Source organism: Streptomyces sp. NPDC058812, assembly GCF_042744565.1.
GTDB classification, from domain to species: domain Bacteria; phylum Actinomycetota; class Actinomycetes; order Streptomycetales; family Streptomycetaceae; genus Streptomyces; species Streptomyces thinghirensis.
Genome location: NZ_JBHYOB010000001.1, coordinates 106,088 through 122,623, shown reverse-complemented (window position 1 = coordinate 122,623; position 16,536 = coordinate 106,088). Strand labels below are relative to the sequence as shown.

14 protein-coding genes, 1 pseudogene and 1 riboswitch are annotated in these 16,536 nt (G+C 72.9%); of the genes and pseudogenes, 5 read left to right on the top strand and 10 right to left on the bottom strand.

Features of this window, described 5'->3' with window-relative positions:
• Positions 1–29 precede the first annotated feature (29 nt).
• The 3 genes from ACFW48_RS00610 to ACFW48_RS00600 all read right to left on the bottom strand — a co-directional run bounded on the left by ACFW48_RS00610 (position 30) and on the right by ACFW48_RS00600 (position 2,936).
• Positions 30–686, bottom strand: a complete 657-nt coding sequence (locus ACFW48_RS00610; protein ID WP_386309032.1) for an SCO2322 family protein — start codon at positions 684–686, stop codon at positions 30–32.
• Positions 683–1,951 carry a prenyltransferase/squalene oxidase repeat-containing protein gene (locus ACFW48_RS00605; protein WP_386309031.1) on the bottom strand — a complete coding sequence of 423 codons (1,269 nt, stop codon included), beginning with the start codon at positions 1,949–1,951 and terminating at the stop codon, positions 683–685. Before ACFW48_RS00605 ends, ACFW48_RS00610 begins: the two co-directional genes overlap by 4 nt.
• Before the next feature lie 129 nt (positions 1,952–2,080).
• A riboswitch (cobalamin riboswitch) is annotated at positions 2,081–2,174 on the bottom strand.
• 30 nt (positions 2,175–2,204) lie between these two features.
• On the bottom strand, positions 2,205–2,936 hold the full coding sequence (locus tag ACFW48_RS00600) for a TetR family transcriptional regulator (protein ID WP_386309029.1): 732 nt from the start codon (positions 2,934–2,936) through the stop codon (positions 2,205–2,207).
• 169 nt (positions 2,937–3,105) lie between these two features.
• Here ACFW48_RS00600 and ACFW48_RS00595 point away from each other — a divergent pair, with 169 nt between their 5' ends.
• The 3 genes from ACFW48_RS00595 to ACFW48_RS00585 are packed head-to-tail and all read left to right on the top strand — an operon-like array spanning position 3,106 to position 6,310.
• Positions 3,106–4,497: a glycosyltransferase family 4 protein gene (locus tag ACFW48_RS00595; protein WP_386309026.1), complete on the top strand. Its 1,392-nt coding sequence runs from the start codon at positions 3,106–3,108 to the stop codon at positions 4,495–4,497.
• Complete coding sequence (locus ACFW48_RS00590) at positions 4,491–5,225, top strand: methyltransferase domain-containing protein (RefSeq protein WP_386309024.1); 735 nt, start codon at positions 4,491–4,493, stop codon at positions 5,223–5,225. The genes ACFW48_RS00595 and ACFW48_RS00590 overlap by 7 nt, the downstream gene beginning before the upstream one ends.
• Positions 5,222–6,310, top strand: a complete 1,089-nt coding sequence (locus tag ACFW48_RS00585; protein ID WP_386309022.1) for a prenyltransferase — start codon at positions 5,222–5,224, stop codon at positions 6,308–6,310. Before ACFW48_RS00590 ends, ACFW48_RS00585 begins: the two co-directional genes overlap by 4 nt.
• 22 nt (positions 6,311–6,332) lie before the next feature.
• Here the strand turns inward: ACFW48_RS00585 and ACFW48_RS00580 are convergent, their stop codons facing one another.
• The 6 genes from ACFW48_RS00580 to ACFW48_RS00555 all read right to left on the bottom strand — a co-directional run bounded on the left by ACFW48_RS00580 (position 6,333) and on the right by ACFW48_RS00555 (position 13,160).
• Positions 6,333–6,626: a hypothetical protein gene (locus tag ACFW48_RS00580; protein ID WP_107479119.1), complete on the bottom strand. Its 294-nt coding sequence runs from the start codon at positions 6,624–6,626 to the stop codon at positions 6,333–6,335.
• A gap of 124 nt (positions 6,627–6,750) precedes the next feature.
• On the bottom strand, positions 6,751–7,647 hold the full coding sequence (locus ACFW48_RS00575; protein ID WP_386309021.1) for a hypothetical protein: 897 nt from the start codon (positions 7,645–7,647) through the stop codon (positions 6,751–6,753).
• A gap of 249 nt (positions 7,648–7,896) precedes the next feature.
• Positions 7,897–9,432 carry an IS607 family element RNA-guided endonuclease TnpB gene (gene tnpB / locus ACFW48_RS00570; protein WP_386309019.1) on the bottom strand — a complete coding sequence of 512 codons (1,536 nt, stop codon included), beginning with the start codon at positions 9,430–9,432 and terminating at the stop codon, positions 7,897–7,899.
• A 153-nt stretch (positions 9,433–9,585) separates the two neighbouring features.
• Positions 9,586–10,584 (bottom strand): N-acetylmuramoyl-L-alanine amidase, encoded by a 999-nt coding sequence (locus ACFW48_RS00565; protein WP_386309018.1) that lies wholly within the window; start codon positions 10,582–10,584, stop codon positions 9,586–9,588.
• Between the two features lie 22 nt (positions 10,585–10,606).
• Positions 10,607–11,257: a class I SAM-dependent methyltransferase gene (locus ACFW48_RS00560; protein WP_386309016.1), complete on the bottom strand. Its 651-nt coding sequence runs from the start codon at positions 11,255–11,257 to the stop codon at positions 10,607–10,609.
• A 133-nt stretch (positions 11,258–11,390) separates the two neighbouring features.
• Positions 11,391–13,160, bottom strand: coding sequence for an MFS transporter (locus tag ACFW48_RS00555; RefSeq protein WP_386309014.1), 1,770 nt, complete (start codon positions 13,158–13,160; stop codon positions 11,391–11,393).
• 286 nt (positions 13,161–13,446) lie between these two features.
• Here ACFW48_RS00555 and ACFW48_RS00550 point away from each other — a divergent pair, with 286 nt between their 5' ends.
• Entirely contained in the window at positions 13,447–14,889 is a 1,443-nt protein-coding gene (locus ACFW48_RS00550; protein WP_386309011.1) for an MFS transporter, read from the top strand.
• 397 nt (positions 14,890–15,286) lie between these two features.
• Here the strand turns inward: ACFW48_RS00550 and ACFW48_RS00545 are convergent.
• A pseudogene (locus ACFW48_RS00545) lies at positions 15,287–15,412 on the bottom strand (DNA-binding response regulator); the annotation flags it as partial.
• 191 nt (positions 15,413–15,603) lie between these two features.
• Here ACFW48_RS00545 and ACFW48_RS00540 point away from each other — a divergent pair.
• Positions 15,604–16,500, top strand: coding sequence for a MaoC/PaaZ C-terminal domain-containing protein (locus tag ACFW48_RS00540; RefSeq protein ID WP_386309010.1), 897 nt, complete (start codon positions 15,604–15,606; stop codon positions 16,498–16,500).
• Positions 16,501–16,536 lie beyond the last annotated feature (36 nt).

Sequence of the window (16,536 nt, the reverse complement as noted above, 5' to 3'; positions counted from 1 at the left end):
GACTGCCCGCAGGCGGCGCGGGTTGCCCGTTACGGGGCATTCCTGCGCCGCCTCGCCTGCCACGTTGCCGCTCCGGCCAGGGCTGCCACGATGGCGATGCCCGCGTAGAGGCCGACCGAGGGGCCGTCGTCGTCCGACGTGTCCTTCTGGTCCGGAGCCGCGGTGGGCGCCGTCGAGTCCTCCTCCTTCTGCGCGACCTGCTCCCCGCACCCCGACTCCGGATACCCCGCGATCCCGCACAGCAGGGCGTTGGTGTTGTAGCGCAGCGGGTCCGCCACGGCGGCCAGGGCGTCGGCGGTCGTCGCGTCGGGGGAGACCTGGGCGCAGGCCGTGCGCGGGGCCGGCGGGTTCTCGCCGGACGGGGCGTCGGACGCGGTGCCGAAGTCGAGGACGAGGGCGACGCGCTTGCTGCCGTCCTCGGCCGGTGTCTTCGCGCAGATCGACGCGAAGTCCGCGGCGCCGCGCGGCTGGGCGGCGTCGCCGGAGTTCTCGCTCACCGCGAAGCGGAAGCCCTGGACGTCGCCGTCGGAGGGGCGGACGAGGGACGGGCCCTGGGTGGCGTAGACCCAGCGGTCACCGTCGCGGTCCCAGAAGGACCAGTAGCGGTAACCGGCGGCCTGCGCCTGGCCCGCGCTCCCGATCAGCAGGAACGCGGCCAGGAAGAGGAGAAGAACGCGGCGGGTCACGGCTGCTGCTTCTTGTTGCGGCCGCTCAGTAGGAAACCGATGCCGATACCGAAGACCAGGCAGACGCCGACGAACCACCAGACGCCGAAGCCGGAGTCGTCCTTGCCGTCGTTCTCCTGCGCGGCGTCTTCGGCGCTCACGGTCGCGCTGTCCTTCAACTCGCCCCCCTGCGGGCTCGGCCCCGTCGCGTTCAGCCGCGCGACCAGGTCCGTGCCGCCGAAGGCGCGCGGGTCGGTGCCCGTGGCGTGGGCGGCGAAGATCAGCTGGGCGTAGGCGGCGGGGCCGCTCTGCTCGGCCCACTTCGCGGCGTTCTTCTGCAGCCAGGCCAGCGGCTTGGCGGCCTGCTCCGCGCCGCCCTGCGCGGCGAGCGCGACGACCGCGTCGGCGGTGTTGCCGTAGTCGGGCTGGTCGGCGGAGCCGCCGAGGGCGGACTTGAGGTGGCCGTCCCCGGCGACGGCGTCGGCGAGGTGGGCGGCACCGTTCGCGGCGGCCTGCTCGCGGGTCGGCTTCTTCGCGTCGGTGCAGGTGGCGTCGCCCGCAGCCTTGCCGGCCTCGGTGACCAGGCCCTTGCCGAGCGCCCCGAGGACACCGGCCGCGGTCGCGTCCGCGTTGGCGAGCAGCTTGCCGTCCTCGTCGGGCTGGAAGGCGAAGGCGCCCGCGCCCTTGTCCTTGGCGCAGGGCAGGGCGAACGTCAGCAGGGCGTCGTACGGGGACTTGCCGTCCTTCTCGACCTGCTCGGGCTTGCTGTCCGTGGCGGTCAGGGCGCCGATGACGATGGCGGTGGAGTTGGCGTCGCTGGGGCCGCCGGGGGTGTAGCCCCAGCCACCGTCCTTGTTCTGTACGGACTTCAGCCAGGTGAGGGCGGACTCGACGACGTCCCCGTGCCCGCCGATGGCCCACAGGGCCTGAACGGCGGCGGCTGTGTTGTTGGTGTCGACCATGGTCTTGGCGTCGCACGCCTTGGCGGGGTCGGCGCGGTACGGGGCGAAGGCGCCGTTGTCGCACTGCTGGCCGGTGAGCCAGCGCACGGCCTGCGACGAGGGGACCACGCCCACCGTGTCCTGCGCGAGCAGGGCGAGGGACTGGCGCCAGACACCGTCGTACTGGGGGTCGGCGGTGCCGTACAGCCCGGAGGACTTGGGTGCGGACGGGGCGGGCGCGGACGGGGAGGACGACGGATCGGCGGCGGCCGCGGGCGCGGCGGCGGCGCCGATCACGGCTATGGCGGCGAGGGCCGCGGCGCTGCTGCGACGGCGGACGTTCATGAGCGGCGGGTGCCTTTCCCTGTGCGGGGCCGGGCAGCACGGGGCACCCCCGGCGGCTCGGCCCCGTATGCCTCGACGGTGCCCGTGCGCCGGCGGGTGCCGGGCACGTGAGCCGGTCACGTCCGCGCGGGGCAGTCCGGCTCACCGTCCGGGCAGGTCCTCAAGGGGCCTCGGTGGGCGGCTCACGGTTGCGGGTCAGCGCCGGAATTGCACCGGCTTCCCCCCGTACGGGTGTGATGACGACGCCGCCACTTTACCCGGAGGCAACGGGGCCGGACCGGGGCGCCCGCCCGCGGGCCCCGGCCTCCGTCACGTCGATCAGCCGGCACACCGTCTCGATGTCCACCCGCACCTGGGCGATGGAGGCGCGGCCGGCGAGCCAGGTGATCAGGGTCGAGAGCCAGGTGTGCTCGATGACGCGGATCGCGGAGAGCTGCTCGGGGGTGGGGTTCTCCAGGCCGCCCACCGCGTCCAGGATGATCGCCGTGGTCTGGCGGGAGACCTGGTCGACCTCCGGGGAGACGCTGCGGTCGGCGAAGGTCAGGGCGCGGGCCATCGCCTCGGCCAGCCGGGGTTCGCGCTGCAGCGCGCGGAAGGCCCGCATCAGGGTCTGCGCGACCCGGTCGGCGGCCGTCTCGCCGGCCGGCGGGCTCTTGCGCAGTGTGCCGTGCAGCCGCTCCAACTGGTCGTGCATGGTCGCCACCAGCAGATGGACCTTGGACGGGAAGTAGCGGTACAAGGTGCCGAGGGCGACCTGCGACGACTCGGCGACCTCGCGCATCTGCACCGCCTCGAAGCCGCCCCGGCAGGCCAGCCGGGCGGTCGCGTGCAGGATGCGGCGGCGGCGCTCCCGCTGCCGCTCGGTGAGGGGCGGCGCGGCGGAGCGGCGCTCGGGGCCGGTGGTACCGGAAGTACACGCGGGGCCGGTGGTACCGGAAGCAGCGGCACCGGAGGTACCGGAGGCTTCCATTCCCGGGTTGTCCACCTTGGTCACCTTCTCCCCGTTGCCGTGGCGTGAATCACCTGATCCACTCGTCACAGCGCTCCTACCTGCCGGTAGATTCGGAGCCTCCGGACGATCAAGTCTGAAACTTGTTCTAGATTAACGTCCCGGCGTAATGTCGCGGGACAGCGCAGTGAGAAGGGGGCCCGGAGTGACCGCTGAGGCCAGTCAGACGGGTCCCCGTCCGGAGCCCGCCGCCGACGGCTTGCGACCGCTCCGCATCGCACTCCTCACCTACAAGGGAAACCCGTTCTGCGGCGGCCAGGGCGTCTACGTCCGCCACCTCTCCCGCGAACTGGCCCGCCTCGGCCACCGCGTCGAGGTCATCGGCGCCCAGCCCTACCCCGTCCTCGACGAGGGCCACGACGAGCGGCTCTCGCTCACCGAGCTGCCCAGCCTCGACCTCTACCGCCAGCCCGATCCCTTCCGCACCCCGAAGCGCGGCGAGTACCGCGACTGGATCGACGCGCTCGAGGTCGGCACGATGTGGACCGGCGGCTTCCCGGAACCCCTGACGTTCTCACTGCGCGCCCGCCGCCATCTCCGCGCCCGCCGCGGCGACTTCGACGTCGTCCACGACAACCAGACCCTCGGCTACGGGCTGCTCGGCGACGTGGGCGCACCCCTCGTCACCACCATCCACCACCCCATCACCGTCGACCGGCAACTGGAACTCGACGCCGCGGACAGCCGCAAGCGGCGGTACTCCGTGCGCCGCTGGTATGCCTTCACCCGCATGCAGAAGCGCGTCGCGCGCCGCCTGCCGTCCGTGCTCACCGTCTCCGGCACCTCCCGCCAGGAGATCATCGACCACCTCGGCGTACGGGACGACCGCATCCACGTCGTGCACATCGGCGCCGACACCGACCTGTTCTCGCCCGACCCGTCGGTGCCGCGGGTGCCGGGCCGGATCGTGACCACGTCCAGCGCGGACGTGCCGCTCAAGGGCCTGGTCTTCCTCGTCGAGGCGCTGGCGAAGGCGCGCACCGAGCACCCCCGGGCCCACCTCGTCGTCGTCGGCAAGCGGCCCGCCGAAGGTCCCGTCGCCCAGGCGATCGAGCGGTACGGCCTCGAAGGCGCCGTCGAGTTCGTCAAGGGCATCTCGGACGCCGAACTGGTCGACCTCGTGCGTTCGGCCGAGGTCGCGTGCGTGCCGTCGCTGTACGAGGGATTCTCGCTGCCGGCCGCCGAGGCCATGGCGACGGGCACGGCGCTGCTCGCCACGACCGGCGGTGCCGTCCCGGAGGTCGCCGGACCCGACGGGGAGACCTGCCTCGCGGTGCCGCCGGGCGACGCGGGAGCGCTGGCCGCCGGCCTGAACCGACTGCTCGGCGACCGTGAACTGAGGGCCCGGCTCGGCGCGGCCGGACGCGAGCGCGTGCTGCGGCACTTCACCTGGGCCCGGGCCGCCGAGGGGACGGCCGCCCGCTACCGCGAGGCCATCGGCCGCCCCCTTGAGACCACCCCGGGGGCCGTCCCCGCGACCCCGACCAGTGCGACCAGTGACACCGGCGTCTACCCCGAAAGCAGGGCCACGTGCTGACCGTCGACTTCTCCCGGTTCCCGCTCGCCCCGGGCGACCGCGTGCTGGACCTCGGCTGCGGCGCCGGCCGGCACGCGTTCGAGTGCTACCGGCGCGGCGCCCGGGTCGTCGCGCTGGACCAGAACGCCGAGGAGATCCGCGAGGTCGCCAAGTGGTTCGCGGCGATGAAGGAGGCCGGTGAGGCCCCGGCCGGCGCCACCGCCACCGCCATGGAGGGCGACGCGCTGGCCCTGCCCTTCCCCGACGAGTCCTTCGACGTCGTCATCATCTCCGAGGTGATGGAGCACATCCCCGACGACAAGGGCGTCCTCGCCGAGATGGTCCGCGTCCTCAAGCCCGGCGGGCGCATCGCGATCACCGTGCCGCGCTACGGCCCCGAGAAGGTCTGCTGGACCCTCTCCGACGCCTACCACGAGGTCGAGGGCGGCCACATCCGCATCTACCGGGCGGACCAGCTCCTCGACCGTATCCGCGAGGCCGGACTCAAGCCCTACGGCACCCACCACGCGCACGCGCTGCACTCGCCGTACTGGTGGCTGAAGTGCGCGTTCGGCGTCGACAACGACAAGGCGCTGCCGGTGCGGGCGTACCACAAGCTGCTGGTCTGGGACATCATGAAGAAGCCGCTGGCGACGAGGGTCGCCGAGCAGGCGCTGAACCCGCTGATCGGCAAGAGTTTCGTGGCGTACGCCACCAAGCCGCACCTCCCGTCGGTGGACGCCGCGTGACGTCGCCCCGGAGTCCTCGCACGCCCCGCACGGAACACCTGGTCCTGCCCGGCGTCCTCACCGACGCCGAGGCGGCCGCCACCGTCCGCGGCATCCTCGCCGTGCAGCGGGAGGACGGCGCGATCCCGTGGTTCCGCGGGCACCACCTCGACCCGTGGGACCACGTCGAGGCGGCGATGGCCCTGGACGCGGCCGGCGAGCACGACGCCGCCGAGCGGGCGTACGAGTGGCTGGCCCGGCACCAGAACCGGGACGGCTCCTGGTACGCCGCCTACGCCGACGGCGACTTCGCCGACGTCACCGACCGCGGCCGGGAGACCAATTTCGTCGCCTACGTCGCCGTGGGCGTCTGGCACCACCACCTCGCCACCGGCGACGACACGTTCCTCGACCGGATGTGGCCCGTCGTCCGCGCGGCGGTCGAGTTCGTACTGCGCCTCCAGCAGCCCGGCGGGCAGATCGGCTGGCGGCGCGACGACGACGGCACGGACACCACGGACGCGCTGCTCACCGGCAGCTCCTCGATCCACCACGCGCTGCGCTGCGCGCTCGCCATCGCCGAGCAGCGCGAAGAACCGCAACCCGACTGGGAGCTGGCGGCGGGCGCGCTGCGGCACGCCATCCGCCGCCACCCGGAGCGGTTCCTGGACAAGGGCCGCTACTCGATGGACTGGTACTACCCCGTGCTGGGCGGCGCGCTGACCGGCACCGAGGCCAGGTCCCGCATCGCCGAGAGCTGGGACCGCTTCGTCGTCCCCGGCCTCGGCGTGCGTTGCGTCGTCCCCAACCCGTGGGTGACCGGCGGCGAGTCGGCCGAACTCGCCCTCGCCCTGTGGGCGGTGGGCGAGTCCGACCACGCCCTGGAGATCCTCCAGTCGATCCAGCACCTGCGGGACCCGGACAGCGGCCTGTACTGGACGGGCTACGTCTTCGAGGACGAGGCGATCTGGCCGCGCGAGCTGACCACCTGGACGGCCGGCTCGCTGCTCCTCGCCGTCGCCGCGCTCGGCGGCCACGAGGCCACCTGCCAGGTCTTCTCCGGCGACCGCCTGCCGAGGGGGCTCGACCCGGACTGCTGCGTCTGAACGCCGCGCCGCCCGGCGCCGCTCAGTGGCGGTGGAGGCGGTTGGCGATGGCGTGGCCGACGAAGAGGTAGACCACGGCTGCCAGTCCGTAACCGGCCACCACCCGGGCCCAGGCCTCGTCGAACGTGAACAGGTCTCGCGACCAGCCGGCCAGCCAGTTGGCCGCGTCATGGACGAACCGCACCAGGTCATTGGCCCGGTTCGCGTCCAACAGGTACATCAGGATCCACAGTCCGAGGATGACGGCCATGATGTCCGCGATCACCGCGACGGCCGTCCCGGCGGAGTTGGAGCCACTGCGACTTCGAGGGGACATGCCTTCCGTCTGGCCCCGGATGTCTGTTTGAAACCTACGCCTGATGCGTACGACGACGGCCCCTCGCCCCCGGAAGTTCCGGTGCGCGAGGGGCCGTTGACGTGGAACGGGCGGGCGGGCGCGGTCAGCCGCGCTGGATGCCCGAGGTGTCCTGTAGCACGCCGCGGCGGCCGTCCTGTGTCTGGGCGACCAGGTTGGCGCCGCGCTGCTCGACGGCCAGGTACCAGGTGCCCGGCGCCAGCTCGGCGATCGGCGTGGGGGAGCCGTCCTCCGCGAACAGCGGACGCGGCACCGGCACGGCGAACCAGAACGGCGAGAAGTCCCCGGCCGGCTGAGCCTGCGCCTGCTGCGCCTGCTGCGGCTGCGGGGCCTGCGGCTGCGGCTGACCCGGCTGCGGCTGACCGCCGAAGGACGGACCCGGCTGCCCCGGCTGACCGGGCTGGCCGGGGCCGGGCTGACCCGGCTGACCGGGCTGTCCGCCGTACGGCTGCTGCTGGGCGCCGGGGTAGCCGTAACCACCCTGCGGCTGGCCGCCGTAGGGCTGCGGCGCGGCCGGACGGGCGGCCGGGATCAGGGAGCCCTTGAGGGCCGGGACCAGCGGGGTGGCGATGGCCGCGGCGGCCATGACGAGCGTGGCGACGAGCGCGAGGATCAGGCCCATGCCCGCACCGAGGTCATTGGTGAGGCCCCCGTCGCCGTCGAAGGCGCCGGCGGGGTCGAAGATGTTGCCGAGCGCGCTCCAGGCGGCGAAGACCGTGAACGCGACGCCGAACTGGCCGAGGTCGAGGCCCGCCACCTTCTTGGGCTGCGGCAGAGCGCGGGCCACGATGACGAGCGCGGCGCCGATGATGCCCGCCAGGACCACACCGAGCACGACCGGCCCACTGCCCCACAGGCTGGGGATTTCGGCGTCGTCCGGTGCGCCATCGAACGAGTAGATGTCGAGGAACGACGCGATCAACAGCAACACCGCTGCTCCGATCACCACGCCGTCGCCTCGAGTGAGGGAGCGGATATTCACTTCAGGTCCTTCGTAAGTCGTCTCGTCGTCAGTAGAGGCGTCGCTGTCACCATGTCGCCGTCAGGTTCCGGAGTGAAGCGCGGGGGTGGCCCCTCATCGTACGGGTGACCTTATCGTTGCTCCGATGAGGCTGTCCGCTGGGATCAGCCGCGGATCGCCACACGCGCAGGAAACTCACGATTCCGTTACTCGAAGTCGCGGTGACTCTCGGCATTCCAGGCGTTTCCGCCTGGAAGGTCCGTGACGGTCTCACCTCAGTGCGGGTAGCACTCCAGTGTCCTGACGACGGTCTCCCGTTTCCTTCCACCGCTGGTGCGGCAGGCTTGCGCCACCTGCCCGCCCGCCCCCGCCGGTGTTGCGGCCGGGGCGTTGACGGCGGGTCTTACGGTCGGCTCCACGGGGTTTCGACACGCGGGGCGTGTCCTGGTCTCCGGCCACTCCGGTACCAGTGGTGCAGGCCACCGCGAGGGCGACCAGGTTGCGGGCTGCGTTCTCGTCCCGGTCCAGGACGAGGCCGCAGGTGTCACAGGTGAAGACTCGTACATGCAGCGGCAGCTTGGCTTTCACCGCGCCGCAGTGCGAGCAGCTCTTTGAGGTGGGGTTCCAGCGGTTGGCCACGATGGTGGGGCAGGAGTTGCGCCGGCCCTTGTAGGTGAGCTGGCGGCGGATCTCTCCGAACCCGGCATCGGCCACCCGGCGAGCAAGTCGCTTGTTGCGGAGCATGCCGGCGACGTTGAGGTCTTCGAGCACTACCGTGCCGTACTCGGCGCGCACGCGGGTGGTGAGCTTGTGCAGCGCGTCGGTCCGCAGGCTCGCTACCCGGTAGTGGATCTTGTTGCGTTGATGGTTGGCCTTCTCCCACCGTTTTGACGGCTTCTGGCCGGTCCCGCGGTCCGGCCCCCGCCGCCGAGAGACGCGACGGGAACGGAACCTCAGCAGCTTGAGGGCACCGTCCAGGTGCCTCGGGTTCGGCTCGTACCGTGTCTGTCCGGAACTGTCGGCCAGGACCGCGAGGTGTTTCACGCCCAGGTCGATGCCGATTGCCGCGTCCGGATGGTCGACGTGGGTAATCTCCCGGGCTGTTTCTACCTGGAAGGAGACGAACCAGCGCCCGCGCTCATACCGGACGGTCGCGGACAGGATGCGCGCTCTGTCGGCCTGGATACGGGCCAGGAGCTTGATGGTGGGTTCGTGGGTGCGGATCCTGCCCAGCCGGGGCAGGGTGACATGCCGGCTGTCGGGTTCGACGCGGATCGTGCCGGTGGTGAACCGGCACGCCAGGCGGGCCTTCTGCTTGGTCTTACGGTGCGGGACGCCCACCCTGGCGCCCTTGCGTTTGCCCTGCTTGGACTTGGCGTAGTTGTCGAACGCAGCGGCTGCGTTCGACAGGCCGGTGTTGTAGGCCTCCTTGGAATTCTCCTGCCACCAGTCGGCGAATCTCGGGTCGGTGGTCTTGACCCGGTTGAACTCCTTACGCAGTGAGGGAAGCGACCACGGCCGCCACTGCGTCAACTCCTCATCAGCGATGCCGTAGGAGGCTTCGGCCTTGCGCTGCCACCACGAGGCGGTCACCCATGACACGGCCCAGTTGTAGGCGGCGCGGGCGGCACCGCAGTGCGAGCGCAGCGCCTGCTCATGTCCGGCGTTCGGGTCGAGCGCGAACTTGTAGGCCTGCACCACGCAGCCGGGTCGCGGCTTGAACTTCCGGCTCATTCGGCAGCCTCCCCCCACTTCGACGATCCCCTCGTTGCATCCAACGAGGACGGACAGCGAACGGTCACGCATTCGATGAGGGAACGCCAGTTCCGGTCCGAGGAGTCAAAGACTCCAACTCGCGCTGTATCAGGCGCGCGATCCTGGTCGGAGGTCTCCACCCCGTCACGACACAGGTCGCGAGAGGCTGAGGTGCACTGACGGATTGCCCAGCGGCGCCGTTGGCTACTTTCTCAGGAAGCTTGCAAGGCCATCCGACATCCCTTGCGCCGCTTTCTGCCGCCAGGCACCACTGGTCAGCAGCGCCGCGTCCTTGCTGTCGCGCATGTTGCCGCACTCGATGAACACCTTGGGAACCGTTGACAGATTGAGACCGCCCAGGTCCGTGCGCGTGACGAGGCCGGTGCCGCCACCGACGTAGTTGGAGGGCGCGCTGCCCGTGGCGCGGACGAAGTTGCCCGCGATGCGCTGCCCCAGCTCGGCGGACGGGGCGACGATGGCGCGGGTGTCGGCCTCGCCGTCGTGCACCGACCCCGGCAGGATCACGTGGAAGCCGCGGTTGCCGGTGCCCGACCCGTCGGCGTGGATCGAGATCGCGGCGTCGGCCTCCGCCTCGTTGCCGATCCGGGCCCGCTCGTCCACGCAGGGCCCGTACGAACGGTCGTCGTCCTGCGTCAGCTTCACCGTGGCGCCCTGCTCCTCCAGGAGCGTGCGCAGCCGGTGGGCCACGTCCAGGGTGAACTTCGCCTCGGGCCAGCCCGCGTTGGTGGCCGTGCCCGTCGTGTCGCACTCCTTCCAGTGCGTGCCGACGTTCACCTTGCGGTTGATCTCGGAGGCGTGCTGGAAGTTGCCCGGGTTGTGGCCCGGGTCGATGACGACGACCTTGCCCTTGAGGGGGCCGGACGCCGCGACGGGTGCGGACTTCGAGTTCGAGGGGGAGGGCTTGGTCGTCGTCGCCGACGGGGAGGTGCCCGTGGGCCTCTTGGCGTCGTCGGTGGGCGACGCGGGGCCACTGGAGGACGGAGCCGACGATGACGTACCCACGCTGCCGGCGCGGTCCGCACCGCCCCCGCTGCCGCCGTCGTCCGAGCCGCCGACGGCCGCGTACACCCCCCACCCGAGCAGCGCCCCGGGCACGAGCGCGGCGATCGCCACGGTCAGCGGGCGGCGCAGCGGGGAACGGCGGGGCTGGGGAGGATCGAAGTCCGGGCCTGTGTACGACACGCAGCGACTCTAAACCGCGCCCTCAGATCCCCGCGCCCGTTCGCCGCAGGACGCGCAGCGAGTCGGTCACGGAGACCTCGGTGAACGCGCCGGACGCGAGAGCCCGGAGGTAGACGCGGTACGGGGCCTGGCCGGTGAACTCGTCGGCCGGGTCCGGGAAGACGTCGTGGACGACCAGGAGGCCGCCGTCGGCCACGTGCGGTGCCCAGCCCTCGTAGTCGGCGGTCGCGTGCTCGTCGGTGTGGCCGCCGTCGACGAAGACGAGGCCGAGGGGCGCGTTCCAGACCGACGCGACCTGGGGCGAGCGGCCGACGAGGGCCACCACGTGCTCCTCCAGACCGGCCCGGTGGAGGGTGCGGCGGAAGGTGGGCAGGGTGTCCATCACGCCCAGTTCCGGGTCGACCGTCTGCGGGTCGTGGTACTCCCAGCCCGGTTGCTGCTCCTCGCTGCCCCGGTGGTGGTCGACGGTGAGCGCGGTCACCCCGGCCCGGCGGGCCGCGTCGGCGAGCAGGACCGTGGAGCGCCCGCAGTACGTGCCGACCTCCAGCAACGGCAGCCCGAGCCCGCCGGCCTCCACGGCCGCCGCGTACAGGGCGAGGCCCTCGTGCGCGGGCATGAACCCCTTCGCGGCCTCGAAGGCGGCGAGGACGTCGGGGGCGGGTGCCGCGGACATGAGGGGTCCTTTCGGTGGTGCGGGTGTGCTGGTGGTGCGGGTGTGCCGGTGGCGCGGGTGTGTCGGCGCCCCATGCTGCCGCACCCCCCGTCGCGCGGTGCGACAGGGGGTGCGGGAGCTGGGACGGTACGGGTCAGGCGGAGACCGTCTCACCCGGCAGGGCCAGGTCCAGGTCGACCGGGCCCTCGCCGCCGGTGTGGGTGGCCGAGTGGGCGAGCGGGCCGTGGCCGGCGGCACGGGCGGCCAGGACGTACGGGCCCTCGGCGGGGACGGCGAGGGCGTAGCTGCCGTCCCCGGCGGAGAGGGTCGCGCCCGCCTGGCGGCCGTGCCGGTCGATCAGCGTGACCTTGGCGCGGGCGACGGGTGCCCCGTCGGCGGCCAGCACCCGGCCGCGGAAACCGCGCGGCGCCTCCCCGGCCAGGCCCTCGCCGGCCAGTGCCTGCTCGGCGCGGGCCAGGTTCGCGTCCTCCTCGCTGCTCGCGCGCAGCTGCGTGGTCGTCGCCGGGCGGCGACGGGGGAGGAAGAGGGCCAGCGCCAGGCCGACGGCGACCGCGGCGGTCGCGATGAGGAACGAGACGCGGAAACCGTGCATGGTGGGGACGGCGACCCCCCCGACGTCGTTCGCCGTGTTGGCGAGCACCATGCCGATGACGGCACTCGACACCGACGTACCGATGGACCGCATCAGGGTGTTGAGGCCGTTGGCCGCGCCCGTCTCCGAGGCCGGGACCGCGCCGATGATCAGCGCGGGCAGCGAGGAGTAGGCGAGGCCGATGCCGGCGCCGATCAGCACCGAGGTGACGACGGTCTGCCAGGCGGCGCTCATCAGGCCGAGACCACCGGCGTAGCCGATACCGATGATCACCAGGCCGAGGATCAGGGTGGTGCGCGGGCCGTAGCGGGCGGACAGGCGGGCGTACACCGGCGCGGTGAACATCATCGTCAGGCCCAGCGGTGCCACGCACAGGCCCGCGACGACCATCGACTGACCGAGGCCGTAGCCGGTCTCGGAGGGCAGCTGGAGGAGCTGCGGCAGGACGAGCGAGATGACGTAGAAGGAGACGCCGACCATGATCGAGGCGAGGTTGGTGAGCAGGACCTCGCGGCGGGCCGTGGTGCGCAGGTCGACCAGCGGGGCCGCGAGGCGCAGCTCCATCAGGCCCCACAGGAGCAGGACCACGACGGCGGCGGCGAACAGGCCGAGCGTGGTGGGCGAGGACCAGCCCCAGTCGCTGCCCTTCGTGATCGGCAGGAGGAAGAGCACCAGACCGGCGGCCAGACCCACCGCGCCCGGCAGGTCGAAGGAGCCCTTGGCGCGCAGCGGGGACTCCGGTACGACCAGCAGGGTCAGGGCGATGGCGAGGACGCCGAGGCCGGCGGCGCCGTAGAACAGGGCGTGCCAGTCGGTGTGCTGCGCGACCAGGGCCGCGGCGGGCAGCGCCAGGCCGCCGCCGACGCCGATCGAGGAGCTCATCAGGGCCATCGCCGAGCCGAGCCGCTCGCGGGGCAGCATGTCGCGCATCAGGCCGATGCCGAGGGGTATCGCGCCCATCGCGAAGCCCTGGAGGGTACGGCCGACGATCATCGGGAGCAGGGCGTCGGTGAACGCGCTGACCAGCGCGCCCACCACCATCACCGACAGGCTGGCGATCAGCATGCGGCGCTTGCCGAAGAGGTCGCCGAGCCGTCCCATGATCGGCGTGGCAACGGCTCCGGACAAGAGCGTCGAGGTCAGTACCCAGGTGGCGTTGCCGGGAGTGGTGTCCAGGAGTCGGGGCAGGTCCTTGATGACCGGGACGAGCAGGGTCTGCATCACCGCGACGACGATGCCCGCGAAGGCGAGCACCGGGACGGTGGTCCCGCTCGCTTTCCGGGCGGGCTCGTCGGTCGTCGTGTGGGACATGGGGTGAGGCCTCCAGGCCGGGGAGCCGGCGAATGCGGTGCGGATGTGCGATGCGGGGTGTGTGCAGGCTGAACCTCGTGCGCTGGGGCAACTATTCCGTTGTTTCGAGCCCCTAACGAATTCTTGACCTTTCTTTGGGGAGAAGGCCAGACCCGGGACCGGAGACCGGAGACCGGAGACCGGAGACCGGAGACCGGAGACCGGAGACCGGAGACCGGAGACCTAGGACCGTCCGGGGACCAAAAACCGATGCAAGGGGTGCGCCCGGGTTGAGACCATGACACCCATGCTCGAAGCCACCGGCACCACCACCGCCCGAATATCCTCGCGCCGCACGCCACCCACCTGGCTGGTCGTGGCGCTCGCGTGCGCCGGACAGTTCCTGGTCGTACTCGACGTGTCCGTCGTCAACGTCGCCCTGCCGTCGATGCGGGCCGACCTCGGGCTGAGCGCGCAGGGACTCCAGTGGGTGGTCAACGCCTACGCCATCGCCTTCGCGGGCTTCATGCTGCTCGGCGGGCGGGCCGGCGATCTGTACGGGCGCAAGCGGATGTTCCTGGTCGGGCTCGGGCTGTTCACGCTGGCCTCGCTGGGCGGCGGCCTCGCCCAGGAGGGCTGGCAGCTGCTGGCCGCGCGGGCCGTGCAGGGACTGGGAGCGGCGGTACTCGCACCCTCGACGCTGACGATCCTGACCGCGGCGGTGCCGGAGGGCGCGGCGCGGGCGCGGGCGATCGCGACCTGGACCGCCGTGGGCGCGGGCGGCGGCGCCGCGGGCGGCCTGGTGGGCGGCGTCCTGGTGGACGGACTGTCGTGGCGGTGGGTACTGCTGATCAACGTGCCGGTGGGCGCGGTGGTGCTGGCCGGCGCCGTGCTGTGGCTGACCGAGAGCCGGGCCGGTGAACGACGGCGCCTGGACCTGCCCGGCGCGCTCCTGGTCACCGCCGGCCTGGCCACCCTGGCCTACGGCATCTCGCAGACCGAGTCCGAGGGATGGGCCGCGGCGGCGACGCTCGTGCCGCTGCTCGCCGGGCTCGCGCTGCTCGCGCTGTTCCTGCTCGTCGAGGCGCGGACGGCGGCGCCACTGATGCCGCTCGGGCTGCTGCGGCTGCGGTCGGTGGCGTCGGCGAACGTGGCGATGCTGGTGTCCGGCTCGTCGATGTTCGCCATGTGGTTCTTCATGACGCTGTACGCGCAGAACGTGCTGGGCTACTCCCCGCTGGAGGCCGGTCTCGCCCTCGTCCCCAGCTCGCTCGCGGTCGTTCTCGGTTCGAAGGCGGCGCCGCGGTTCATGCCGAGGATCGGGGCGCGGAACGTGGCCGTGCTGGGCACGCTCGTGGCGGCGGTCGGCTTCGGCTGGCAGTCGACGATGACCGCGGACGGCGGGTACGTCACCGCGATCATGATTCCCGGGGTGCTGATGATGCTGGGCGCGGGGCTGGCGGCGACTCCGCTGGCGTCGCTGGCCATCTCGGGCGCGGCGGCCGGGGACGCCGGACTGGTCTCCGGGCTGATCAACACCTCCCGGACGATGGGCGGTTCGCTGGGGCTCGCCGTGATGTCGACGATCGCGGCGGCCCGGGCCGGGGGAGAGGGCGCCGGACCGGAGGAGCTGACGGACGGGTACGCGCTGGTGTTCCGTACGGCGGCGGCGGTGCTGGTCGCCGGGGCGGTGCTGATGCGGGTGTGGCTGCCGGCGGGGGAGCGGGGCTCGCGCGGGGTAGCGGGGTAGGGGGGAGCGGTTTCGGGGCCCGCCCCGGGGCGGGCCCGGGGCCGGGGGCCGAGCCGGGAGGTGATTGGCGCGAACGCCCAAGCGCCCCGGCTCGCCTGCCCCGGCGCCCCGGCTCGCCTGCCCCGGCGCCCCGGCTCGCCTGCCCCGGCGCCCCGGCTCGCCTGCCCCGGCGCCCCGGGGCCCGGCGCTACGGCTCGACTGCCCTGGCGGCACGGCGTGCGGGCGGCGCCTGGCCGGGGCGTCCGCGCCGCTCGGCGCCGCACGCACCGGCTCCCGGTCGACAACCGGTGCCGGAGCCGGAGCCGGAGGCGGTGCCGGTGCTGGAGGCGGTGCCGGTGCCGGTGCCGGAGCCCGTGCCGGTGCTGGAGCCGGTGTCGGCGCGGGAGCCTCGGTCGCCTCAGAGCCATCCCTGGCGCCGTGCCTCGCGGAGCGCCTCCGGGCGGTTGCGGGTGGCGGTCCTGCCGATGGCCGCGGAGAGGTAGGTGCGGACCGTGGACTCGGAGAGGTGCGGGGCCGCGGCGTTGCCCGCGCCGTCGCGTCCCGGCAGCGCGACCGTCTCGCCGCGCGCGATCTGCCAGGTCCACGCCGTCGACGGCGCGGACGTCGCCGTACGCCTTGGCCGCTCCGGCGAGGGAGACGGCGGGAGCGGTGCGGTGTGCGGTCGGCGTCCCGTACGGTCGTGGCTGTCCATGGTGTCGGTACCGGGGGAGTGTCATGCCCATCGACGCAGCCGAGGCGCTCGCCGCCGCACCCCGCGTCCGCGAGATCGCCTGGGACCACAAGGACGTCCTGCTCTACCACCTCGGCATCGGCGCCGGTCTCCCCGCCGCCGACCCCCGCGAGCTGCGCTACACCCTGGAGTCCCGGCTGCACGTCCTGCCGAGCTTCGCGACGGTCGCGGGCGGCGGCCCCCCGGGCGTCATCGGCGGCCTGTCCATGCCCGGCGTCGACGTCGATCTCGCCCACGTCCTGCACGGCGGACAGCAGCTGCGCCTGCACCGGACCGTCCCGGTGCGGGGACGGGCGAGCGCCGCCTCCCGCGTCGTCGCCGCGTACGACAAGGGCACGGCGGCCGTCCTCGTCCTGCGCACCGAGGTCACCGACGCGGACGGACCGCTGTGGACCGACGAGGCCGAGATCTTCGTACGCGGGGAGGGCGGGTGGGGCGGTGAACGGGGACCGTCCGGGCGCCCGGCGCCGGCGCCCGCCGACCCGCCCGACCATGTGGTCGAGCGCCCCGTACGCGAGGACCAGGCCCTGCTCTACCGGCTCTCCGGCGACTGGAACCCCCTGCACGCCGACCCGGAGTTCGCGGCGCGCGCCGGCTTCGACCGGCCCGTCCTGCACGGGCTGTGCACCTACGGCGGAACGCTCAAGGCGGTCGTCGACACGCTGCTGGACGGTGACGTGACCCGGGTGCGCGAGTACCGCACGCGGTTCGCCGGGGCCGGGTACCCGGGGGAGACGCTGCGGGTGCGCATGTGGCGGTCCGCGGTGCCGGACGGCGGAGACCCGGCGGGGGACGGCGGCGGTTCCGTGCGGGTGGCCGTGAGCGCCGTCGAGAGGGACGACGCCCCCGTCCTCGCCGACACCGTCGTCCGGTACGGATGACGACAACGGCCCCGTCCGTCGCAGTGACGAACGGGG

Bases quoted from the DNA above. Each gene is read 5' to 3' on its own strand.
- ACFW48_RS00555 (WP_386309014.1), bottom strand. From the start codon at position 13,160: ATGTCCCACACGACGACCGACGAGCCCGCCCGGAAAGCGAGCGGGACC.
- ACFW48_RS00550 (WP_386309011.1), top strand. From the start codon at position 13,447: ATGCTCGAAGCCACCGGCACCACCACCGCCCGAATATCCTCGCGCCGC.
- ACFW48_RS00605 (WP_386309031.1), bottom strand. From the start codon at position 1,951: ATGAACGTCCGCCGTCGCAGCAGCGCCGCGGCCCTCGCCGCCATAGCC.
- ACFW48_RS00560 (WP_386309016.1), bottom strand. From the start codon at position 11,257: ATGTCCGCGGCACCCGCCCCCGACGTCCTCGCCGCCTTCGAGGCCGCG.
- tnpB (WP_386309019.1), bottom strand. From the start codon at position 9,432: ATGCGTGACCGTTCGCTGTCCGTCCTCGTTGGATGCAACGAGGGGATC.
- ACFW48_RS00540 (WP_386309010.1), top strand. From the start codon at position 15,604: ATGCCCATCGACGCAGCCGAGGCGCTCGCCGCCGCACCCCGCGTCCGC.
- ACFW48_RS00580 (WP_107479119.1), bottom strand. From the start codon at position 6,626: ATGTCCCCTCGAAGTCGCAGTGGCTCCAACTCCGCCGGGACGGCCGTC.